Source organism: Streptomyces sp. NPDC008317, from assembly GCF_042955955.1.
Lineage (GTDB): Bacteria > Actinomycetota > Actinomycetes > Streptomycetales > Streptomycetaceae > Actinacidiphila.
Map to the genome: position 1 here is coordinate 409,296 of NZ_JBIBFQ010000009.1, position 21,295 is coordinate 430,590.

A 21,295-nucleotide genomic window follows, 5' to 3' on the forward strand; every position below is an offset into this window, starting at 1 on the left:
CACCCCAGGAGAGACACATGCCCCTGCTCGGCCGACTCCTCAGCAACCGCAAGTCGGGCGACGCCCACGCGGCGTGGCACCTGCCCAACCTCCAGGGCCCCGACCTGCTGACCCTCACCAGCGAGGACTTCACGGACGGCGGCCCCCTGCCGCTGGAGCAGTGCGCGAAGAACGTCGGCGGCGCCGACCTCTCCCCGCGCCTGGCGTGGACCCCGCTGCCGGACGGCACCGCCCAACTCCTGCTGTCCGTCGAGGACATCGACGTCCCCATGTCCAAGCCCGCCGTGCACTGCCTCGCCCTGATCGACCCGGCGACGGCCGGCCGCCTGGACACCGGCGCCCTGTCCGCGCGTCAACCCGCCCCGGGCGTACGGGTGCTGCGGTCGACCATCGGCCGCGGCTACCACGGTCCCGCGCCGATCAAGGGCCACGGCCCGCACCGCTACGTCTTCCAGCTCTTCGCCCTCGCCGCCCCCGTGACCGACGGCGCCCCGACCACGAAGGACCTGACCCGCGCGCGCCCCCGTACCGTCCTGCCCGCCGTCGCCTCCCCCGTCCTCGCCCGCGGCCGGCTGACCGGGGTGTACGAGCGCTGACCCCGGCCGGCCGCGGCCTTGTGATCCACACTCTTGACGGCATATCGGCGCGTCATATGCGCATTTCGGGCGAACGGCTGTAATTCTGGCGGCCGTTGCGTCGCTCTCCGTCTCCCCCCGCCCGGACCGTCCCGTCCGGGCGGCGAGCGACGCGTGCCCGCCTCACCCAAGGAGCGCAGATGTCCCTGTCCCGTGCCGTGTCCCGCACCCGGTCCCGCCTTCTGGCGGTGCTCAGCGCCGCCGCCGTCGCGAGCGGGCTCGCGGTCGCCGTTCCGGCGGCGCCCGCCGCGGCGGCCGGTTCGTTCGTCGTCAGCGAGGCCCAGTTCGGCCAGATGTTCCCGGCGCGGAACTCCTTCTACACCTACCAGGGCCTGGTCCGCGCGCTGGACGCCTACCCCGGCTTCGCCCGCTCCGGCGACGGCTCGGCGCGCAAGCGCGAGGCGGCGGCCTTCCTGGCCAACGTGAGCCACGAGACCGGCGGCCTGCGGTACGTGGTCGAGCAGAACACCGCCAACTACTCCCACTACTGCGACCGCGGCCAGCCCTACGGCTGCCCGGCCGGCACCGCCGCCTACTACGGGCGCGGCCCTCTCCAGTTGAGCTGGAACTTCAACTACAAGGCCGCCGGTGACGCCCTCGGCATCGACCTGCTGCACAACCCGTCCCTGGTGCAGCGCGACGCCGCCGTGTCCTGGAAGACCGGGCTGTGGTTCTGGAACACCCAGAGCGGCGCCGGAAGGATGACCCCGCACAACGCGATGGTCAACGGCAAGGGCTTCGGTGAGACCATCCGCAGCATCAACGGCGACCTCGAATGCAACGGCAAGAATCCGGACGAGCGCAACGACCGCATCAACCTCTACAAGAAGTTCACCCGCCTCCTCGGCACCGACGTCGGCGGCGGCAACCTCTCCTGCTGACCCCCTCACCGGTCCCCCTGCCGGGGCGGCTAGCCGATCTTTTCAGGGGCCCGCCCCCGCGCGGTTCCCCTGCCCGGACGGCCGGCCGATCTTTTGAGGCGCGCGCCTCTGTGCAGTTCTTTCCGCCAGGACGGCTGGCCGATCTTTTCAGGGGCGCGGGGAACTGCGCGACCAGCCCCCACCGGGCTGTCAGCCCGAAAACAACAGCGTCTGCCCCGCTGGGGCCGGTTCTCAAAGGCGCACCACCGCGCGGGCTGAGCGCGCAGTTCCCCGCGCCCCTAAAAGGATCGGCCAGCCGCACTGGTGAGAAAGCCGTCTGGGGGCGCGCCCCCTAAAAGCACGTGGCCGGCGTTCCGGCAGAAGAACCGCACCGGCGCCGCACCCCGGAGGGGATGAGCTACTTGGGGGAAAGGTGGCATATGCGCGTAGGGGAGGAGGCCGGGGTGGTAGGGATCAGGCGTCCCTGTCCCCCAGGTCAACAGGAGTTTGAGCATGCGGAAGTTGCTCGGTCGGACGGCTGCGATCACGGCGCTGGCAATACTTTTGCTCGCCTCTGTGTCAGGCCCGGCCTCGGCCGCCGGACCCGCACGACAGGGGCGGCCCTCGGCGATGGCCGACGAGTGCTACCGGCACCACGGCGTCTGGTACTGCGCGGACGGCTGGGACTGGTATCCCGACCGCCACAGCACGGGCCCGGTCCTCTGACGAGGCCCCGCGGAGCCGGGCCGGGGCCCGGCGCCTGACCGCCGGGAAAGCCCGGCCCGCAGGGCCGCACCGTACGTCCCGGATCCCGTCCCCACGGTCCGGGACGCACGGCTGTCCGGCTGTCAGTGGTCGCCCCTAGAGTCGGGCGCATGGCGATGCTTCCTAACCCCCTGCCGCGACTCGCGGAGTTGGACCTGCGGCTGCCCGCGGGCACATTGGTCGACACGACGTTCGAGGGCCGCTGGCACGAGCCGCTGCTGTGGATGGCGGACGGCCCCGCGGCGGACGGCGCGTGGGCGAGTCTGCTGCCCGCGCGGGCGGCGGGCCTGCAACCGCTGCTGATAGAGGCGAGCGCGCCGTACTCGAAGGGCCCGGTGGACTGGCAGTTGATGCCCGACCACGCGTCGTACGCCGGGGACCACGACGCCGAGGAAGTGCTCGCCGAGTTCTGGGCGGGCCTGATTGAGGAGGACGCCGAGGACGTCGAGGAGGACGACGTCCTCGCGCCGTACGGCGCGGCGTGGCCGGGCCTGGCCCCCGCCGCGAAGGCCGTGGACGACCCCGACGACCTGGCCGCCGAGGTCACCGCCGACATGGTCGGCTCCGGCTGGCTGGAGAATCCGCGCGCGGCCCTCGTCCACGCCCGCCGCAGCGCCGACATACCCGCAGCGATCGGCTGGAGCGGCCCGCTCAACTACGAGAGCGACCCCGCCCGCCTGTGCGCCGTGCTCCGCTCGTGGGAGGACCGGTTCGGCATACGCGTCATCGCCCTCGCCTTCGACCGCCTCACCGTCTCCGTCGCCGCGCCCCCGAGCACCCGGGAGGAAGCCGAGGCCGTCGCCGCCGAGCACTACGCCTTCTGCCCGGACAACATCGACCAGGGCACCTACGAGACGCTGCGCGAGTACGCGGAGAAGGCCGTCCTCGACGTCCACACGTGGTCCTTCTGGTGGGACTGACGCCCGGTCAGCGGGCGGCGAACTCGCACCACACGATCTTGCCGGGGTTCCGCTCCCCCACGTCCCACTTGTCGGCCAGCGCGTCGACCAGGACGAGCCCGCGCCCGGACTCCTCCTGATCGCGCTCACGCCCCGGCCGGTCGGCCAGGTGCGGACGGCCGCCGCCGCTGTCGTGCACCTCGACCCGCAAGGTGGTGCCGAGGTCGCGGCGCAGCAGTAAGAGGAAGCCGCGCCCCGGGGGCACGCCGTGCAGCAGCGCGTTGGTCGCCAACTCGCTCACACACAGGAGGACTTCGTCCTCCCGGCTCTCGAACCCCCACGCGGTGAGGGCTTCCCGCGCGAACTCCCGCGCGGCGGGGACCGAGCGCCGTTCCCGACGGTAGAACCGCTCCCGGCGGTCCAGGTGCTGGACGTCTTCGTTCATGAAGCTCAGCGTCGCGCAGCGTGTTCGGGGTGTACTAGACCTGTTACTCGTACGCGCCGCGTGTACGGGTTAGGACCGATACACGTCGAGTGGCAGTGGGGTAGTTACGGTCGTATGGCACCTCGCAAACGGCGTCCGCCGAACAAGGAAAAGAAGAACCTGTCTCCCTTCCACTCGCTCGGCGCGCAAGTGGCTCTGTTCCGTGCTGCGGCGGGGTACACGCAGGCCCAGTTAGCGCCAATCGTTATCGTGAGCCTGGCCAAGTTGGAGTCGATTGAACAGGGACGTCGCCCCTTGACTCTTTCCCTGGCACAGGAGCTGGACCGCTTGCTGGACACCAAGGGAGCACTGGAGGTGGCGGTACGTCACCTGCCGGAGGTCGACGACGCCATCCCGACCTTCGCGGCGGAGTTCGTCGAGCTTGAGCGCGAGGCACTCACGTACAACTCGTACCAGAACCAGGTGCTGCCCGGCCTTCTCCAGACGGAGGAGTACATGCGGGCGGTGTTCCGTAACGACATCCCCGCTCTCACCGAGGAGGAAATCGAGTTCCGCGTCACGGCTCGCCTGAAGCGACAGGAGATCTTGCAGGGGAAGATCCCGCCGGCCGCGAGTTTCATCATCTCCGAGGCCGCGCTCATGGACCGGATCGGCGGTGACGACGTGTGGCTGAACCAGGTGCAACACCTCCGCGAGTGTGCCGATGTGCCGGGCATCAGCATCCAGATCATCCAGTTGGGCCGGACCACACACGCGGGCCTTGATGGCCCCTTCGTTCTCTTGGAGACACCGGAACACGATCACCTCGCCTACGCTGAAACTCAGCGCGGCAGCCTGTTCATTCACGACCCCGACGGGGTGAGCATCCTTGCGCGCAAGTATGCGATGCTGCGCGCTCAGGCCCTCGATCCCGAGGACACGAAGGGTCTGTTGGACCGGTTGCTAGGAGAGTGATGAACGACCCCCTGAAGTGGTTCAAGTCCAGCTACAGCGGCAGCCAGGGCGGCGACTGCGTCGAGATCGCCTACGACTGGCGCAAGTCCAGTTACAGCGGAAGCGACGGCGGCAACTGCATCGAGGTCGCGGCTCACCCGGCCGCCGTGCACGTGCGGGACTCCAAGGACCCCCAGGGTCCGAGCCTCACGTTCACCCCGGCCGCATGGGCGGCCTTCGCCACCTTCGCCGCGACCGCCACCGCCACGGCGGCGCCGGGTTCTGATATGACCGATAAAACGCCACTTCTTTAGGACATTCCTAAAAATTACCCGGGGGTAAGGTGGGCGGAATCCCCAATTCGCCTCAGTTCACCTCTAGGACACCCCACCTATGAGCACCGTTGTTCGCGGAGATGCCGCCCCCACCGGCTCCGCGCCGCTGCCCGACCTCGCACCGGTCCCTGAGCCCGCCGCCGGAGGCAAGGCCGGGAGCGGGGCACCGCAGCCGAAGAAGCGGCTGTACGTGCTGGACGGTCTGCGGCTGATAGCCGCGCTCATGGTGGTCGCCTACCACTACATGGGCTTCGACGACTGGTTCGAGTCCCCGTGGGGGAAATCCTCGCGCGCGGTCTTCCCCGGCGTCCACGAGGTGGCCGGGTACGGATGGCTGGGCGTCGAGCTGTTCTTCCTGATCAGCGGGTTCGTCATCTGCATGTCGTGCTGGGGGCGGACGCCGAAGCAGTTCGCCGTGTCGCGGTTCGTCCGGCTCTATCCGGCGTACTGGTTCGCCATCGCGGTGACCACGACGGTGCTGGTGACGCGGCCGGGGGGAACGACCCTTGCCGCGAGCGACGTGCTGACGAATGTCACGATGTTCCAGGAGCTGCTGGGCGCGCAGGACGTGGACGGCGTGTACTGGTCGCTCTGGGTGGAGCTGCGGTTCTACCTGCTGTTCATGGTCGTGGCGATGATGGGGCTGACCTACAGGCGAGTGGTCACCTTCTGCATCGCCTGGCTGCTGCTGGCCGGAATCGCGCCGCAGTCGGGGATCGATCTGCTGCAGTTGATGATCGTTCCCCAGTACGCGGCCTTCTTCGTCAGCGGCATCGTGATCTACCTGATGCACCGGGTGGGGCCCACGCCCATACTGTGGCTGCTGCTGGGGGCGTCCTGGCTGATGGCACAGAACCAGCTCACGGATCTGGTGGCCAGCGCCGAGGCGTCCACGCACACCAATCTGTCGTGGTGGTGGTCGCTGGCCGTCGTGAGCATCTTCTACGGTCTCGTCCTGGGCGCCGCGCTCGGGAAGCTGAACTTCTTCAACTGGCGCTGGCTGACGGTCGCCGGTGCCATGACGTATCCGTTGTATCTGCTGCACGAAGACATCGGGTGGGAGATCATCCGGCACACGCACGGGGTGCTCCCGGCCCGCATCCTGGTTCCGGCGCTGGTCGCCGTGATGCTGCTGGCGGCCTGGCTCGTCCACACATACGTGGAGACGCCCCTGGCCAAGGCGCTGAAGAACTGGCTGCTGCCCAAGAAGCCGGCCAAGCCGGCCAAGCCGGTCCCCGCGCCGACAACCGGGGCCGACTCGAAACCGCCCGCCGGGTAGCACCAGAAAACCCACCGGACTCGGGCGTATCTCCGCGTATCGCCTTGGACGAAACCGTGCACCGCCGGTTACCGGCGGTGCTACGGTCTGCCAATCGTCCGCCGCTTTCGGGGCGTACAGGCACCGGAGAGCACCAATGCAGAGCCGTATCTCCTCAGGTCCATTAGCCTCCACTCCCCCGCTCGAATCGGGCCCGCCTGCGTCCGATCATCTTCTGCGCGGATTTCGGCAGTCGGAGTTATCCCGAAGGGCCAGACCGCCCGCTTCGCGTTATGCCGTGGACTTCGCGGTACGGGTCGCGCTCATGTCCGCCGGATACGTTCTGGTACTCGCCTTCGCACGGTCGCCGTTCGTCTCGCCCGGCGGTATCGCGTGGTTCGGCGGAATCACGCTTTTCGCACTGGCGTCCGTTTCCATGGTCGGGTCCTGGTTCCACGACGCGGTGCACGGAAATGTGCGCGGCGGCCGGTGGAGGTCGGAAGCCGTACTGCGTGCGGGGTCGGCGGCGATCGGCCTCGGGCCGCGCTGGTGGTTTCACAAGCACGTGCGGTTGCACCACCGGTACGTGGGAAATCCCGCGTTCGACCCGGACATCCAGTTCGGCTGGTTCGGGCGGGTGACCGCCGAGCAGCCGTGGCACGCCCTGCACCGCGCGCAGCACCTCTACATGTGGCTGCTGCTGCCGTTCTCCACGCTGAACATGCTCAAGCCGAGCGAGCTGTGGACGACACGGCAGGCGGTCGTCCGGCGGGTGGTCGGGCCCCGGGGGCGCGGCTGGCCGTGGTTTCTGCTGGCCGACAAGTACCTGCCGCACGCCGTTGTCTGGATTCCGGTCTTCCTGGTGCTGCCGACGCGCCGGGCGCTGCTGACGTATCTGCTGTTCCACTTGATATCCGGGACCTTCGTCTCGCTGATCACCCAGGTCCAGCACAATACGGATCTGGCCGAATACGGTCCTTCCGTCGACGGAACGGAATCGCTTTCCGCTCAGCTCTCCCGGTCCACCGACGTGGGCGGCGGCCGGGGATTCTGGTACTGGCTCAGCGGCGGCACGACGTATCACTGCGTCCATCACCTCGCGCCCACGCTGACCTTTCCCGAACTCCCGGCGGCGACGGAACGGCTCGTCGCCCTGCTCGCCGGAACCGAAATGGCGGTACGGACGCATCCGTCGATGTGGGCGGCCGTGAAATCGCACGGCCGGCTCATCCGGGCGCTTTCCGTGCCGGAGAGCGGCACGGGACAGAACTGCACGGGACAGAACTGCGCGGGACAGAACTGCGCGGGAAAGAACCCGGCACCGCAGGACACCGCTGGACACGGGGGGAAACTGTGACCGCACCGACCACCGGACCGATTCCCGTGCCGACCGCCGGGGGCGCCGGAGGCGCGGGGGGGCCGACCCCGGTCCCGCCCCCTGGCCCGCCTCCCACGCCCGTCCCGATCACCTCCGAAGCGCTGAACATCAAGCCCTTCCTCGTCGAGCCGATCCTCGTCTCGCGGCTGCTGAAGAAGCGGTCCGTGACGCCGGGCCCCGCCGGCAGCCCCGAGGACGAGCGGTCGCCGTACGTCGTCGCGATCTGGGCGGTGCTCCTCGCCTGCCTGCTCGTGTCCTGGTCGGCGCTGATCATGAACTCGTTCTACCGGCCGCACTGGGACCTCAGCGTGCTCTCGGACGTGTGGTCGTTCCTGTCGCGGCGCGAGAGCGCGGACCCGGACGCGAACGCCGTACCGTTCCTGCGCGACTACCCCTCCTGCATCCTGACCTTCTCGATCGCCTGGTCCGTCCCGCTGGTCTACGGCATCTTCCGCAGCCTCCAGACCCTCCACGAGAGCCTGGACAAGTCCGGCTGCATCCGCTGCGACGACCAGGCGCGCGCCCACCTGAAGTCGGCCGTGGACGACCTCAACGCCAAATACGCCAAGCACGGCAAATACTCCTGGCTGGTGCTGCTCGGCATCGTCGCCGTCGTCACCGGCATCAACCTCCGCCTCCAGGGCCACCTCTTCCACTTCCTGGGCTCCGACGCGCTGTACGACCAGTGGTGGGGGCGGGCCGCGCCGGTCACCTTCGGCGGTGTGGTGTGGATCTTCATGGGCACGGTCGGGATGTACATGGCGTACGCGGAGGGCGTCGTCGGCATCCACTACGTCAAATTCCTCAAGCAGTTGAAGAACGAGTACAAATTCGGCACCAACCCGCTCAACCCCGACAACTTCTACGGCTGGGCGAAGCTGCGGCAGGCGGTGTCCAACCTCCAGGGCGGGCTCACCTGCACCTTCGCGACGTCCTTCGCCATGTTCTTCTTCCTCCAGCCGGCCATCGGCACCTATCCGACGCTGTTGTGCCTGGCGGCTTTCGTGGGCATGGTGCTCTATGTGTTCATCGGCTCGATGACGCACATCAGGCGGCAGGTGCGGGTCGACCGCAAGGAGCAGATCGACCAGATCATCGCCGCCATGCCGGACCCCGACTCGACCGATCCGTCCGCCGGGGTGCGCTACCTGGTGGCGCTGCAACGCCTGCGCGACGTACAGAAGTTGCCGTCCATGCCGATCCGAAACGGCCTGCTGTTCGCGGGCGCGTTGTCCGTCCTCGCGCCGACGGTCGCCATCGCCGTCCAGGTCATCAAGCTCATCAAGCCGTAGCCGTAGCCGTAGCCGCTGGCCGTGGTCGCCATCCCCGCGATCACCGTACTCACCGTAGTCAAGGAGCCCCGATGCTTTCGGTCGCTGTTCAAGGTGGCGCGATGCGGTCCATCTACGCGCTGGGGGTCGTCCGCGGCATGGTCGACCTCGGCATCCACAGCAAGGTGGGTTCCGTGCACTCCTCCAGCGCCGGGTGCGTGGCCGGGGCGGTGCTCGCCGGGCAGGCGCGGGCCGACGACGCGCCGGACCTCACCGGGCTGGTGAAGACGTTCCTGGACGACCTCAGCGGCCGGAACTTCATCGACAGCAGGCGCGTGACGAAGATGGTCGACGTCGACCTGCTCGTCTCCGTCATCCGCGAGCAGACCGGGCTCTCGGTGGCCAGCCTGACCGAGCACGCGCTGACCTTCGAGGTCGCCGTCACCAACGCGGTCACGTCCATCGCCGAGTACTTCGACCTCGGCCGGTGCACCTCGGACGCCGAACTCTTCGAGGTGCTGCGGGCCACCATGGCCATCCCGGTGCTCTACCACCGGCGGGTCCGGCTGCGGTCCCAGACGTACGTGGACGGCGGCATCTCCGACCCGCTGCCGCTGCTGCGCGCGCTGGCGCGCAATCCGAGCGCCGTCATCGCCGTCTCCACGGTCGGCGCGGGCTCGCTCGGCCACCACCTCAGCGGCAAGGAGGCGCTGGTCATCCGTACCGCGCCCGGCATATCCGCCCCGGTGCGCGGCCTGATGCTCGCCTACAACCCGCTGGCGCGGGTCTCCGAACAGATCATGGTCCAGGGCTCGTTCGGGTCCGTCCCGATCCACCGCGTCACCCCGTCCGACCCGGACGTCCTGACCAGCCGGACGGAGACCGACCGCAAACGGCTGCTGCGGGCCGAGGAGTTGGGGTACGCCGACGCCCTGGCGGCGCTGTCCGACTGCGAGTTCGAGGACTTCTCGGAGGCAGGGGCGGGCTAGGGCCTGTCCGGCCCTAGAGCCGCTGGGCGGCCTCGGTCGCCCAGTACGTGAGGATCATGTTCGCGCCCGCCCGGCGGATGGACGTCAGCGTCTCCATGATCGCGCGGTCGCGGTCGATCCAGCCGTTCGCGGCGGCGGCCTCGACCATCGCGTACTCACCGGAGATCTGGTACGCGGCGACGGGCACGTTCACCTCGTCGGCGACGCGGCGCAGCACGTCCAGGTAGGGCAGGGCGGGCTTGACCATGACCATGTCGGCGCCCTCCTCCAGGTCCAGCGCCAGCTCGCGCATCGCCTCACGGAGGTTGGCCGGGTCCTGCTGATACGTCTTGCGGTCGCCCTTGAGCGAGGAGTTGACGGCCTCGCGGAAGGGGCCGTAGAAGGCGGAGGCGTACTTCGCGGTGTACGCGAGGATCGCCACGTCCTGCTTGCCGATCTCGTCCAACGCGTCGCGTACGACGCCGACCTGACCGTCCATCATGCCGGAGGGGCCGACCACGTGGACGCCCGCGTCGGCCTGGACCTGGGCCATCTCGGCGTAGCGCTCCAGCGTGGCGTCGTTGTCGACGCGGCCCTCGGCGTCGAGCACGCCGCAGTGACCGTGGTCGGTGTACTCGTCCAGACACAGGTCGGACATCACCACGAGCGCGTCGCCGACCTCGGACACGACGTCGCGGATGCCGAGTTGGAGTATGCCGTCGGGCTCGGTGCCCTGGCTGCCGACCGCGTCCTTCACCTCGGGCACGCCGAAGAGCATGATGCCGCCGACCCCGGCCGCCGCCGCTTCCGCCGCCGCCTTGCGCAGCGAGTCGCGGGTGTGCTGGACGACGCCGGGCATGGAGGAGATCTCCTGCGGCGCGCTGATGCCCTCGCGGACGAACATCGGCAGGATCAGCTCCGCCGGGGACAGCCGGGTCTCGGCGACCATGCGGCGCATCGCCGGGGTCGTCCGCAGACGTCGCGGGCGCGCGCCCGGAAACTCGCCGTACCGGCTGCTCATGGCTGCGCCGCCTTCCCGTGGGTCCGAACCCGTGGAGATCGAGGCACCCTCACGATCGAGGGCTCTCTCCCACGGTACGCCCGCTCCCGGTGTGCTTTTCCCGACGCCCAGTCGGCTCCGCAAAGGCCCGCGGCAATGCGGAGGAGAAGAAGATCCGTTCGCTTCCGCGCCGCGCAATTCGTCGGCCGCCGCCGTATCCGCGGAAAGGCGCCCACCGGAAATTCGGGCGTTGCCGACGGGCCATCGGCGTCGCGGCCCAGGGGGTGTCGCGGCCTGGTGAATGCGCCTTGCCGATGCGGGCCGGGCTCACCCGGAGCAGAAGCGCGCCTCCGGGCAGCGGTGCGAGGGGCGGTCGTAGCCGGGCGAGGCGAGGTCGTCGTAGAGCGTGGTGCCCATCGAGCGCGGATCGCCCGCGCCGGGCGAGCAGAGGACGACCGGGTACGGGCCGCGGGGCACGAGAAATCCCCGGTGGGCAATTGCCGACCGGGGATCGCCACGCGTATATTGGTTTCTTCTGCGCGCATTCAGCGCACATGAGAAAGGCCCCGATCACGGGGCCAACAAGAACAACCATATCCGACGGGGAGCCGTTTTGTCAAATCGGGAAAGCGTCGAATTGCGGGAAGAGCAGGAATTCATCGACCGCGTCCACGCGCGGGTCGACGCGCTGCGCGGTGTCGCGGCGCAGGGCGTCGAGGACGCGCTGACGCCGGTCGGCACCGGCCTCCAGGCGCGGCTCGAACGCGACATCCGGGTCGCGGAGCGCTCCGGCCTGCTCGCGGCGCTGAACGCGGTCGACGGTTCGCTGTGCTTCGGCCGCGTCGACCGCTCCGACGGTGCCACGCACCACATCGGCCGGATCGGCATCCGCGAGGACGACGCCGACCGTACGCCGCTGCTCATCGACTGGCGCGCGCCCGTCGCCCGCCCCTTCTACCTCGCCACCGGGCACACCCCGATGGGCCTGCGGCGCCGCCGCCACATCGCCAGCGAGGGCCGCACCGTCACCGAGCTGCACGACGAGATCCTGGACCTGGCCGACGGCGAACGCACCGGCTTCGAGGACCCCAACGGCGACAGCGTGCTGCTCGCGGCGCTCAACTCCGCGCGCACCGGCCGGATGGGCGACATCGTGCGGACCATCCAGGCCGAGCAGGACACCATCATCCGCGCCCCGCACCGGGGCGTCCTGGTCGTGGAGGGCGGCCCCGGCACCGGCAAGACCGCCGTCGCCCTGCACCGGGCCGCGTTCCTGCTGTACGAGCAGCGCGAACTGCTCTCCAAGCGCGCGGTGTTGATCGTCGGCCCCAACCCGGCGTTCCTGCGCTACATCGAAGAGGTGCTGCCCGCGCTCGGCGAGACCGGCGTCCTGCTCGCCACCCAGGCCGAACTCTTCCCCGGCGTCCACGCCACCGGCACCGACACGCCGCGCGCCGCCGCCGTCAAGGGCGGCGAGGAGATGGCCGAGGCGCTGGCGACGGCCGTCCGCGACCGGCAGCAACTGCCCGAGCCCGGCGCCCCGTTGATCATCCGGCACGACGACGGCGACCTCATCCTCGACTGGGAGATCGCGTACGAGGCCCGGCAGGCGGCCCGCGACACCCTGCTGCCGCACAACCTCGGCCGCCCGCACTTCGTCTTCCGCGTGATCGACGCACTGACCGCGCAGCTCGCCGAGCGGATCGGCGCCGACCCGTACGGCGGGCCCAACTTCCTCGGGCCCGACGACATCGCGCTGCTCGGCCGGGCCATCGCGGCGAGCAAGGAAGTCCACGCCGCCGTCGACGAGTTGTGGCCGCCGCTGACCCCCGAGGCGTTCCTGGCCGACTATCTGGCCGCGCCGGTGTACCTGCCCGCCGAGGACGCCGACGCGATCCGGCGCCCGCGCCCCGACAACCTCCTCGACGCCCCGTGGACGCCCGCGGACGTCCCCCTGCTGGACGAGGCCGCCGAACTCCTCGGCGTGGACGACAGCGCCCGGCTGGCGGCCGAGGAGGCCGTACGGCAGGAGCGGATCGCCTACGCGCAGGGTGTGCTGGAGCTGTCGCGGGGCTCGGAGTCGTACGAGTTCGAGGACGAGGAGTCCGAGATCCTGGCCGCGCACGACATCATCGACGCCGAGCGGATGGCGGAACGGCACGAGGAGGACGACCACCGCAGCGCGGCCGAACGCGCCGCCGCCGACCGCACCTGGGCGTTCGGGCACATCATCGTGGACGAGGCGCAGGACCTGTCGCCGATGGCGTGGCGGCTGCTGATGCGCCGCACCCCGACGCGTTCGCTGACGCTGGTCGGCGACCCGGCGCAGACGTCGGAGGCGGCGGGCGTCGGCTCGTGGGAGAACATCCTGCGGCCGTACGTCGGGGACCGCTTCGAGCACGTCACGCTGAAGGTCAACTACCGTACGCCCGCCGAGATCATGGAGCTGGCGGCCAGGGTCGTACGGGCGCAGGACCCGCGGTACGTCCTGCCGGTGTCGGTGCGGTCGACCGGCGAGCGGCCGTGGACGCGGGACGCGGGCGGGGACCTGGCGGGGACGGTCGCCAAGGCCGCCGCGGAGCTGACGCCGCTGCCGGGGCAGGGCCGCCTGGCGGTGATCGCGCCGCGCGAGCTGCACGAGGAGATCGCCGCCGCGCTGGACGGTGTCACGGCGGGCGAAGCGCCCGACCTGACCCGGCCGTTGGTGCTGCTGGCCCCGCGCCAGGCCAAGGGCCTGGAGTTCGACCATGTGCTGGTCGTGGAGCCCGCCCGGTTCGGATCGAGCGACCTGTATGTGGCGCTCACCCGCGCCACGCAGCGCCTGGGCGTCGTCCACCGGGAGCAACTGCCCCCGGCGCTGCGGTAGTCGTGGGCCCGTGCGGCCCACCAGGTCCTCGACGCGGGCCCTGGGTCCGGGCCCTGGGTCCGGGCCCTGGACGCGGGCCTCAGACCCAGGCCCTAGACGCGGGCCCTTCTGCGCGAGCCGGGACGGCGCTCGCTGGGACGGGTCACCGGGTCGCCCGCCTCCTCGGCCGCGACCCGGCGGGCCGTACCGAAGTCGGCGAGGGCCTGCGCGAGGGCGAGCACGGACGGCTCGGGCGACATGACGTCCACCCGCAGCCCGTGCTCCTCCGCCGTCTTGGCGGTGGCGGGCCCGATGCAGGCGATCACGGTGACATTGTGCGGCTTGCCCGCGATGCCGACGAGATTGCGCACGGTCGAGGACGAGGTGAACAGCACCGCGTCGAATCCGCCGCCCTTGATGGCCTCACGGGTGTCGGCGGGCGGCGGCGAGGCGCGCACGGTCCGGTAGGCCGTCACGTCGTCCACCTCCCAGCCCAGCTCGACCAGTCCGGCCACCAGCGTCTCGGTGGCGATGTCGGCGCGCGGCAGGAAGACGCGGTCGATCGGGTCGAAGACCGGGTCGTACGGCGGCCAGTCCTCCAGCAGCCCGGCCGCGGACTGCTCGCCGCTGGGCACCAGGTCCGGCTTGACGCCGAACTCCACCAGCGACTGGGCGGTCTGCTCGCCGACCGCGGCGACCTTGATACCGGCGAAGGCCCGCGCGTCGAGCCCGTACTCCTCGAACTTCTCGCGCACCGCCTTGACGGCGTTCACCGACGTGAAGGCGATCCACTCGTAGCGTCCGGTGACCAGGCCCTTGACGGCCCGCTCCATCTGCTGCGGGGTGCGCGGCGGTTCGACCGCGATGGTCGGCACCTCGTGCGGCACGGCGCCGTACGAGCGGAGTTGGTCGGACAGCGACGCCGCCTGCTCCTTCGTGCGCGGCACCAGGACCCGCCAGCCGAACAGCGGCTTGGTCTCGAACCACGACAAGTGCTGGCGCTGGGCGGTGCGTTCGCCGACGACGGCTATCGCGGCGATCGGTCCCTCGGGCGTCGGCAACGCCTTGGTCGCCTTCAGCTCCGCGGCGATGGTGGCCAGCGTCGCGGTCCAGGTGCGCTGCCGGGTGGTGGTCCCGGCGACGGTCACCGACAGCGGGGTGTCGGGCTTGCGTCCGGCGGCGATGAGTTCCGCGGTGGCGATCGCGACGGTCTGGAGCGTGGTGGAGACCACCAGCGTCGCGTCGCTCGCGCCCACCTCGTTCCAACAGCGGTCGCCGGCGGTGGCCGCGTCCACGAAGCGCACGTCACTGCTCAAGTGCACGCCCGCGTAGGCGGGTACGCCGACGGCGGCGGCCACGCCGGGCACGACCTCGAAGGGGATGCCCGCGTGGGCACAGGCCAGCATCTCCTCGGCCGCGGACGAGTCGAGGCCGGGGTCGCCCGCGACCGCACGGACGACCCGCTTTCCGGTCCGCGCGGACGCCATGACAAGCTGGGTGGCAGCAGCCGAGACAGCGGAGATGTCCAACACCTCGCCGTCTGCGGCGGGTTGGGCCGTGCCCACGTCCGCGCGGGCGTGCGTGCGGACCACGTCGAGCACCGGCGCGTCGCCGACCAGCAGGTCGGCACGGGCCAGCGCCTCCACAGCGCGCAAGGTCAGCAGCCCGGGGTCTCCGGGCCCGGCACCGAGGAAGGTGACGTGGCCGGAAGAAGGTCGGTTGGAACCGGCGGTCCCGGCGGTGTTCGTCGTTGCAGCGACGGCGGCGGGGTTCAAAGTGCGCGCTCCCCCATAAGACCGGCCGCACCCTTGGCGAGCATCTCGACGGCCAACTCGCGCCCGAGGGCACGCGCTTCGTCGTCGGACGCCGGTACGGGGCCGGTGATGGACATCTGCACCAGTGAGGCGCCGTCGGTCGTGCCGACGACACCGCGCAGGCGCAGCTCGGTAGTCTGCCCGTCGGCCACGAGGTCGGCGAGCGCGCCCACAGGGGCGGAGCAGCCGGCTTCGAGGGCGGCGAGCAGGGATCGCTCGGCGGTCACGGCGACCCGGGTGAACGGGTCGTCGAGCTCGGCGAGCTGTGCGGCCAACTCCTGGTTGGAGGCGGCGCATTCGACCGCCAACGCTCCCTGGCCGGGAGCGGGCAGTACGGCGTCGGCAGCGATCAGCTCGCTCGCCTCCGCGAGCCTGCCGATACGGTTCAGCCCGGCGGCGGCCAGTACGACCGCGTCGAGCGTGCCGGAAGTAACGTACCCGATGCGGGTGTCAACATTGCCACGGATCGGCACCGTCTCCACGGCCCTGCCGTGTGACCGTGCCCACGCGTTGAGCTGCGCCATCCGTCGCGGGGAGCCCGTGCCGACCCGCGCTCCGTCGGGCAGCGTCTCGAACGTCAGGCCGTCGCGGGCCACGAGTGCGTCCCGCGGGTCCTCCCGTACCGGGATCGCCGCGAGCGTCAGGCCGTCCGCCGCCGCGGTGGGCAGGTCTTTGAGGCTGTGCACCGCGAAGTCGATCTCGCCGGCCAGGAGGGCGTCCCTCAGGGCCGACACGAAGACGCCGGTGCCGCCGATCTGGGCCAGATTCTCGCGCGAGACGTCGCCGTACGTGGTGATCTCGACCAACTCGACCGGGCGGCCGGTCAGTTCCGTCACCTGGGCGGCGACCATGCCCGACTGCGCCATCGCCAGCTTGCTCCGCCGGGTCCCCAGCCGAAGGGGCTGCGCCCCGTGCGAGGAGGGTGCCCCCTCGACGGCTTCCTCGCGCACGGAGGGTGCCCCCTCGGGGGCGCGGGGCGCCGCGGCCTCAGCTGCGGCGGCGCCGCTCGTCTGCGCCGGGTCCAGCGGGGCACGGCCGGTTGTTCCCGGACCACCGGCCGTCACCGGCCGGCCGCGCAGTTCCCCGCGCCCCTGCGGGGCACGTCCAGCCGCGTCCGGCACCGCCTCAGACCCCTCGCGCCCACCCGGCGGCAGCCGCACATCAGACACAGGCCCGCGCCCCTGCGGGGCACGTCCAGCCGCGTCCGGCACCGCCTCAGACACCTCGCGCCCACCCGGCGGCAGCCCCAGATCAGACACAGCCCCGGGCTCGTGCGGGGCACCCGTCTCGTTCATTCAGCGGCCTCGATTCGGTTCTGGGACGCCCAGGGTGGTGCGGGTCGGCGCGGAGCGGACGGCGGCTACGGCCTGCGGGTCGAGGTCGAAGAGCTCGCGCAGGGCGTCGGCGTAGCCCGCGCCGCCCGGTTCGCCCGCGAGCTGCTTGACCCGCACGGTGGGCGCGTGCAGGAGCTTGTCGACGACGCGGCGCACCGTCTGGGTGATCTCGGCGCGCTGCTTGTCGTCCAGATCGGGCAGCCTACCTTCGAGGCGGGAAAGTTCACCCGCCACGACGTCGGCGGCCATGGCGCGCAGCGCCACCACGGTGGGCGTGATGCGAGCGGCACGCTGAGCCGCGCCGAAGGCGGCGACCTCTTCGGAGACGATGCCGCGCACGGCGTCGACGTCGGCGGCCATGGGCGCGTCGGCGGACGCGGCGGCCAGCGACTCTATGTCGACCAGGTGCACGCCGAGCAGGGCGTGCGCGGCCGAGTCGATGTCGCGCGGCATGGCGAGGTCAAGCACGGCGAGGTCGGTGCCCGCCGGGCGCTCGGCGAGGGCGGCGCGCAGGTCGTCCGCGCTCAGCACCAGGCCGGTCGCGCCGGTGCAGGACACCACGACGTCGGCGGTGCGCAGCGCGGCGGACACCTCGGACATGGTGATCGCGCGGCTGTCGAGGGCGCCGTTGTCGGAGGCCAGGGTCGCCGCGAGGCGCTCGGCCCGGTCGACCGTGCGGTTGGCGATGGCCAGCTCGCGCACACCCGCGCGCGCGAGCGTGGCGGCGGCCAGGGAGGACATGGAGCCCGCGCCGACGACGAGGGCGCGGCGGCCGGCGAGCGGTCCCGTCGTCACGGCGAGCTGGTCCAGGCCGAAGGTGACCAGGGACTGGCCCGCCCGGTCTATCCCGGTCTCGGAGTGGGCGCGCTTGCCGACCCGCAGGGCCTGCTGGAACAGGTCGTTGAGCAGCCGCCCCGCGGTGTGCAGCTCCTGCCCCGCGGCCAGCGCGTCCTTGATCTGGCCGAGGATCTGGCCCTCGCCGACGACCATGGAGTCCAGCCCGCAGGCCACGGAGAGCAGGTGGTGGACGGCCCGGTCCTCGTAGTGCACGTACAGGTGCGGGGTCAGCTCTTCGAGGCCGACGCCGCTGTGCTGGGCGAGGAGCGTGGACAGTTCGGCGACCCCGGCGTGGAACTTGTCGACGTCCGCGTACAGCTCGATGCGGTTGCACGTCGAGAGCACCACCGCCTCGGCCGCGGGCTCCGCGGCGAGCGCGTCCTGGAGCAGCTTGGCGCGGGCGTCCCCGGTGAGCGCGGCCCTTTCCAGGACGCTCACGGGTGCGCTGCGGTGGCTGAGTCCGACGACGAGAACGCTCATGCGGGCATCACGGCGGGTACGTCACCGTCCGGGTCCTGGCGGTCCTCGCCCGCCTTGCGCTGCTCGTGGAAGGCGAGGATCTGCAGCTCGATGGAGAGGTCGACCTTGCGTACGTCGACGCCGTCCGGAACGGTCAGCACGGTCGGCGCGAAGTTGAGGATCGAGGTCACACCGGCGGCCACGAGGCGGTCGGTGACCTCCTGGGCGGCGCCGGCGGGCGTGGCGATGACGCCGATCGACACCTGGTTGTCGTCGACGATCGACTCCAGCTCGTCGATATGGCGGACCGGGAGCCCGGCGACCAGACGGCCCGCGAGGGCGGGGTCGGCGTCCAGCAGCGCGGCGACCCGGAAGCCGCGGGAGGCGAACCCGCCGTAGTTGGCGAGCGCGGCGCCGAGGTTGCCGATACCGACGATGACGACCGGCCAGTCCTGCGTGAGGCCCAGCTCACGGCTGATCTGGTAGACGAGGTACTCGACGTCGTAGCCCACGCCACGGGTCCCGTAGGAGCCGAGGTAGGAGAAGTCCTTGCGCAGCTTGGCCGAGTTGACCCCGGCGGCGGCGGCGAGTTCCTCCGACGACACGGTGGGCACCGAGCGCTCGGAGAGTGCTGTCAGTGCCCGCAGGTACAGCGGAAGTCTGGCGACGGTGGCCTCGGGAATCCCTCGGCTGCGGGTCGCCGGTCGGTGAGATCGGCCAGTTGCCACGGTGCTCCTGCGGGTAGAGCTGGGCTGAAGACGACCACGGTCTTTGGGGCCGCCCCGTGGACAGCAGGCTATGTCTTTGTGAACGCGTGCACAAAGATGGTGTCCGATTTGCCCGGCGGACGTGACCGGCATCACGCGCTCCCATTACGGACATTGGGCACCATTCGCCGTGCGGAATCGTTGCTGCGGCGCTTCCAGAGTGCGTCAACGACCCCCGGTAGGCCAGTGGCCTGCGGCCATTCCACCGCGGCGGCCTGCGCCAGCCGCTCGTCCAGAACGGCGGATTCCGCAAATTCGACCGATTCCGCACCCCGAACGTAGTGCGAGAACAGCTCAGCCGTCGCACGGGCGTCACCCAGCGCGGTGTGCGCGTGCCACTCCGTGACGCCCGCTGCCTCGGCGCAGTCGCGCAGTGACAGTCCGTGCGGAACGGGCAAGCGGGCGGCGGCCATCCGCATCGTGCAAAGTTCTGGTATAGACGGCAGCCGCACCCCGACGCGGGCGTACTCGGCGGCCAGGAACGAGCGGTCGCACCCCACGTTGTGCCCCACGAGCACCCGGCCGCGCAGCAGGCTCAGCAGCCGGGCCGCGATGCCGTCGAACGAGGGCGCCCCGCCGAGGTCGCCGCCCTCGATGCCGTGGATGTGCGTCGGGCCGACCGGACCGTGCGGATCGACGAGCGTCGTGAACTCGCCCTGCGGAGTCAGGTCCTTGTCCAGCAGTACGACCGCCAGCTCCACCACCCGGTGCCGCCGCGACGACGAACCGGTCGCCTCGACGTCGACCACGGCAAAGCCGTACGCCGAAGCCTGGCTCGGAGCCGAGAGCACGCGGTCACACTCCTCACGCATCGCCCCCGGCCGTACAAAACGACCTCGATCGTAATCGAATGTGCGCGAGTGCGAGTAACGCCCGCATATCGCCTGTGACACAGGTGCAGTACGGCCGCACGGAGGGTCACGGGTGACAGGTGGTGCGACCCGGCGCCGTACGGGCGCCTGTTCCTCGCGCGAGAGCCCCTTCCTCGTACGAGAGCCCGTTCCCCGTACGCGAACCCGTCGTACGGGCGCCCGGACCGTCCGGCGCACAATGGCCCGTATGACGAACGACGACACCGCGGCGGCCGTGCGCACGGTCACGCTCATCGGCAAGCCCGGCTGCCATCTGTGCGACGACGCGCGCACCGTGATCGAGAAGGTGGCGGGCGAGACCGGCGCGGCCGTGGAGGAACGGGACATCACCCGGGACGAGGCGCTGTACGCGCGGTACTGGGAGCAGATCCCCGTCGTCCTCATCGACGGCGAACAGCACACGTTCTGGCGTGTGGACGAGAAGCGGCTGCGCGCGGCGCTCACCGCGGGCTGACCCGGCCGGGGCCCGCAGCCGGTCACTGTCCGGTCGTGTGGCGTTCACGCCCCCGCATCGTGCGCGAACAGGGCTTGACGCGCCGGGTGGTTATGCTCGCGGTATGGCCGCACGCAGATGGCTCACCCCCCGTAGGCAGGCCGGCACCGAGCGCAGTGTGCTGGCAGGCGAGGCCGCGGCACTGGCCGCGGAGGCCGCCTTGGCCACCAAGACCCGGCCGCGGGACGCGGTTTCCGCCGGGCCGGAGGAAACCGTCACGTCCGCGAGATCCGCGGCGTCCGCGAAATCCGCCAGGACGGGGAAGCCGGACGAGCCCGCGGAACCTGAGTTCCCGGCGCACGACCAGCCCCGCGCGGCGGCCTTCTTCGACCTCGACAACACCGTGATGCAGGGCGCCGCGATATTCCACTTCGGCCGCGGCCTGTACAAGCGGAAGTTCTTCGACACCCGCGACCTGCTGCGCTTCGCCTGGCAGCAGACGTACTTCCGCATGGCGGGCAACGAGGACCCCGAGCACATGCGGGACGTGCGCGAGAGCGCGCTGTCCATCATCAAGGGGCACCGCGTCGAGGAACTGATGTCCATCGGCGAGGAGATCTACGACGAGTACATGGCGGGCAAGATCTGGCCCGGCACCCGCGCGCTCGCCCAGGCCCACCTGGACGCCGGGCAGCGCGTCTGGCTGGTGACCGCCGCACCCGTCGAGACCGCCACGATCATCGCCCGCCGCCTCGGCCTGACCGGCGCGCTCGGCACGGTCGCCGAGTCGATCGACGGCGTCTACACCGGGCACCTGGTCGGCGAGCCGCTGCACGGACCCGCGAAAGCCGAGGCCGTACGCGCCCTGGCCGCCGCCGAGGACCTGGACCTGTCGCTGTGCGCCGCGTACAGCGACTCCTCCAACGACATCCCGATACTGTCCCTGGTCGGCCACCCCTACGCCATCAACCCCGACAGCAGGCTGCGCAAGCACGCCCGCGCCGAGGGCTGGCGGCTGCGCGACTACCGCACCGGGCGCAAGGCCGCCAAGATCGGCATCCCCGCCGCGGCCGGGATGGGCGCGGTGGCGGGCGGCGCCCTGGCCGCCGTCGCGATCAGCCGCCGCCGGCACTCCTGACGCAGCCGTCACGGGACGCCTGTGACCCCCGTGACGCCGCGGATCCGCC

At 70.9% G+C, this 21,295-nt stretch carries 20 protein-coding genes; 12 read left to right on the plus strand and 8 right to left on the minus strand.

All coding sequences use genetic code 11. The features are described 5' to 3' along the window. The first annotated feature begins 17 nt into the window (after positions 1-17). The 3 genes from ACFY9V_RS28495 to ACFY9V_RS28505 all read left to right on the plus strand — a co-directional run bounded on the left by ACFY9V_RS28495 (position 18) and on the right by ACFY9V_RS28505 (position 3,180). Positions 18-596 (plus strand): YbhB/YbcL family Raf kinase inhibitor-like protein, encoded by a 579-nt coding sequence (locus tag ACFY9V_RS28495; RefSeq protein ID WP_355340636.1) that lies wholly within the window; start codon positions 18-20, stop codon positions 594-596. 179 nt (positions 597-775) lie between these two features. Further along, complete coding sequence (locus ACFY9V_RS28500) at positions 776-1,516, plus strand: glycoside hydrolase family 19 protein (protein WP_391163539.1); 741 nt, start codon at positions 776-778, stop codon at positions 1,514-1,516. Positions 1,517-2,370: 854 nt separating this feature from the next. Continuing rightward, positions 2,371-3,180: a DUF4253 domain-containing protein gene (locus ACFY9V_RS28505; RefSeq protein ID WP_391163540.1), complete on the plus strand. Its 810-nt coding sequence runs from the start codon at positions 2,371-2,373 to the stop codon at positions 3,178-3,180. A 7-nt stretch (positions 3,181-3,187) separates the two neighbouring features. On the opposite strand, the gene ACFY9V_RS28510 is transcribed toward ACFY9V_RS28505, so the two are convergent. Beyond that, complete coding sequence (locus ACFY9V_RS28510) at positions 3,188-3,604, minus strand: ATP-binding protein (protein WP_355340645.1); 417 nt, start codon at positions 3,602-3,604, stop codon at positions 3,188-3,190. 114 nt (positions 3,605-3,718) lie between these two features. Between ACFY9V_RS28510 and ACFY9V_RS28515 the strand changes: the two genes are divergently transcribed. From ACFY9V_RS28515 to ACFY9V_RS28540, 6 genes are all read left to right on the plus strand, one after another. Continuing rightward, on the plus strand, positions 3,719-4,558 hold the full coding sequence (locus tag ACFY9V_RS28515) for a Scr1 family TA system antitoxin-like transcriptional regulator (protein ID WP_391052030.1): 840 nt from the start codon (positions 3,719-3,721) through the stop codon (positions 4,556-4,558). Further along, complete coding sequence (locus ACFY9V_RS28520; protein ID WP_391052033.1) at positions 4,558-4,851, plus strand: DUF397 domain-containing protein; 294 nt, start codon at positions 4,558-4,560, stop codon at positions 4,849-4,851. Before ACFY9V_RS28515 ends, ACFY9V_RS28520 begins: the two co-directional genes overlap by 1 nt. A gap of 79 nt (positions 4,852-4,930) precedes the next feature. Then, positions 4,931-6,151 (plus strand): acyltransferase family protein, encoded by a 1,221-nt coding sequence (locus ACFY9V_RS28525; protein ID WP_391163541.1) that lies wholly within the window; start codon positions 4,931-4,933, stop codon positions 6,149-6,151. A gap of 277 nt (positions 6,152-6,428) precedes the next feature. Then, on the plus strand, positions 6,429-7,487 hold the full coding sequence (locus ACFY9V_RS28530; RefSeq protein ID WP_391163542.1) for a fatty acid desaturase: 1,059 nt from the start codon (positions 6,429-6,431) through the stop codon (positions 7,485-7,487). After that, a complete protein-coding gene (locus ACFY9V_RS28535; RefSeq protein ID WP_391163543.1) occupies positions 7,484-8,800 on the plus strand; it encodes a hypothetical protein in 1,317 nt (438 codons plus the stop codon). Before ACFY9V_RS28530 ends, ACFY9V_RS28535 begins: the two co-directional genes overlap by 4 nt. 71 nt (positions 8,801-8,871) lie before the next feature. Further along, positions 8,872-9,768 carry a patatin-like phospholipase family protein gene (locus ACFY9V_RS28540; RefSeq protein ID WP_391163544.1) on the plus strand — a complete coding sequence of 299 codons (897 nt, stop codon included), beginning with the start codon at positions 8,872-8,874 and terminating at the stop codon, positions 9,766-9,768. A gap of 13 nt (positions 9,769-9,781) precedes the next feature. Here ACFY9V_RS28540 and hemB read toward each other — a convergent pair whose 3' ends face one another. Both hemB and ACFY9V_RS28550 read right to left on the minus strand, forming a co-directional pair. Then, entirely contained in the window at positions 9,782-10,768 is a 987-nt protein-coding gene (gene hemB, locus ACFY9V_RS28545) for a porphobilinogen synthase (RefSeq protein WP_355340664.1), read from the minus strand. 306 nt (positions 10,769-11,074) lie between these two features. Further along, positions 11,075-11,224: a hypothetical protein gene (locus ACFY9V_RS28550; protein ID WP_391163545.1), complete on the minus strand. Its 150-nt coding sequence runs from the start codon at positions 11,222-11,224 to the stop codon at positions 11,075-11,077. Between the two features lie 160 nt (positions 11,225-11,384). Between ACFY9V_RS28550 and ACFY9V_RS28555 the strand changes: the two genes are divergently transcribed. Further along, positions 11,385-13,613: an AAA family ATPase gene (locus ACFY9V_RS28555; protein ID WP_391163558.1), complete on the plus strand. Its 2,229-nt coding sequence runs from the start codon at positions 11,385-11,387 to the stop codon at positions 13,611-13,613. A gap of 92 nt (positions 13,614-13,705) precedes the next feature. On the opposite strand, the gene ACFY9V_RS28560 is transcribed toward ACFY9V_RS28555, so the two are convergent. From ACFY9V_RS28560 to ACFY9V_RS28580, 5 genes are all read right to left on the minus strand, one after another. After that, positions 13,706-15,367, minus strand: a complete 1,662-nt coding sequence (locus ACFY9V_RS28560) for a bifunctional uroporphyrinogen-III C-methyltransferase/uroporphyrinogen-III synthase (RefSeq protein ID WP_355340670.1) — start codon at positions 15,365-15,367, stop codon at positions 13,706-13,708. After that, positions 15,364-16,356: a hydroxymethylbilane synthase gene (gene hemC, locus ACFY9V_RS28565; protein ID WP_355340673.1), complete on the minus strand. Its 993-nt coding sequence runs from the start codon at positions 16,354-16,356 to the stop codon at positions 15,364-15,366. Before hemC ends, ACFY9V_RS28560 begins: the two co-directional genes overlap by 4 nt. Before the next feature lie 345 nt (positions 16,357-16,701). Further along, positions 16,702-18,057: a glutamyl-tRNA reductase gene (locus tag ACFY9V_RS28570; protein ID WP_355340676.1), complete on the minus strand. Its 1,356-nt coding sequence runs from the start codon at positions 18,055-18,057 to the stop codon at positions 16,702-16,704. Beyond that, positions 18,054-18,764 carry a redox-sensing transcriptional repressor Rex gene (locus tag ACFY9V_RS28575; protein WP_188281706.1) on the minus strand — a complete coding sequence of 237 codons (711 nt, stop codon included), beginning with the start codon at positions 18,762-18,764 and terminating at the stop codon, positions 18,054-18,056. The genes ACFY9V_RS28570 and ACFY9V_RS28575 overlap by 4 nt, the downstream gene beginning before the upstream one ends. Before the next feature lie 131 nt (positions 18,765-18,895). Beyond that, positions 18,896-19,594 carry a 3'-5' exonuclease gene (locus ACFY9V_RS28580; RefSeq protein WP_355340679.1) on the minus strand — a complete coding sequence of 233 codons (699 nt, stop codon included), beginning with the start codon at positions 19,592-19,594 and terminating at the stop codon, positions 18,896-18,898. Between the two features lie 268 nt (positions 19,595-19,862). On the opposite strand from ACFY9V_RS28580, the gene ACFY9V_RS28585 reads away from it, so the two are divergent. Together ACFY9V_RS28585 and ACFY9V_RS28590 are read left to right on the plus strand one after the other, a co-directional pair. Beyond that, entirely contained in the window at positions 19,863-20,129 is a 267-nt protein-coding gene (locus tag ACFY9V_RS28585) for a glutaredoxin family protein (protein WP_355340682.1), read from the plus strand. 103 nt (positions 20,130-20,232) lie between these two features. Beyond that, positions 20,233-21,246, plus strand: coding sequence for an HAD-IB family hydrolase (locus ACFY9V_RS28590; protein ID WP_391163546.1), 1,014 nt, complete (start codon positions 20,233-20,235; stop codon positions 21,244-21,246). Positions 21,247-21,295 lie beyond the last annotated feature (49 nt).

What these genes read in the sequence shown, in the direction of transcription:
- ACFY9V_RS28495 (WP_355340636.1), top strand. Translation starts at nt 18, where the DNA reads ATGCCCCTGCTCGGCCGACTCCTCAGCAACCGCAAGTCGGGCGACGCC.
- ACFY9V_RS28500 (WP_391163539.1), top strand. Translation starts at nt 776, where the DNA reads ATGTCCCTGTCCCGTGCCGTGTCCCGCACCCGGTCCCGCCTTCTGGCG.
- ACFY9V_RS28505 (WP_391163540.1), top strand. Translation starts at nt 2,371, where the DNA reads ATGGCGATGCTTCCTAACCCCCTGCCGCGACTCGCGGAGTTGGACCTG.
- ACFY9V_RS28510 (WP_355340645.1), bottom strand. Translation starts at nt 3,604, where the DNA reads ATGAACGAAGACGTCCAGCACCTGGACCGCCGGGAGCGGTTCTACCGT.
- ACFY9V_RS28515 (WP_391052030.1), top strand. Translation starts at nt 3,719, where the DNA reads ATGGCACCTCGCAAACGGCGTCCGCCGAACAAGGAAAAGAAGAACCTG.
- ACFY9V_RS28520 (WP_391052033.1), top strand. Translation starts at nt 4,558, where the DNA reads ATGAACGACCCCCTGAAGTGGTTCAAGTCCAGCTACAGCGGCAGCCAG.
- ACFY9V_RS28525 (WP_391163541.1), top strand. Translation starts at nt 4,931, where the DNA reads ATGAGCACCGTTGTTCGCGGAGATGCCGCCCCCACCGGCTCCGCGCCG.
- ACFY9V_RS28540 (WP_391163544.1), top strand. Translation starts at nt 8,872, where the DNA reads ATGCTTTCGGTCGCTGTTCAAGGTGGCGCGATGCGGTCCATCTACGCG.
- hemB (WP_355340664.1), bottom strand. Translation starts at nt 10,768, where the DNA reads ATGAGCAGCCGGTACGGCGAGTTTCCGGGCGCGCGCCCGCGACGTCTG.
- ACFY9V_RS28570 (WP_355340676.1), bottom strand. Translation starts at nt 18,057, where the DNA reads ATGAGCGTTCTCGTCGTCGGACTCAGCCACCGCAGCGCACCCGTGAGC.
- ACFY9V_RS28585 (WP_355340682.1), top strand. Translation starts at nt 19,863, where the DNA reads ATGACGAACGACGACACCGCGGCGGCCGTGCGCACGGTCACGCTCATC.
- ACFY9V_RS28590 (WP_391163546.1), top strand. Translation starts at nt 20,233, where the DNA reads ATGGCCGCACGCAGATGGCTCACCCCCCGTAGGCAGGCCGGCACCGAG.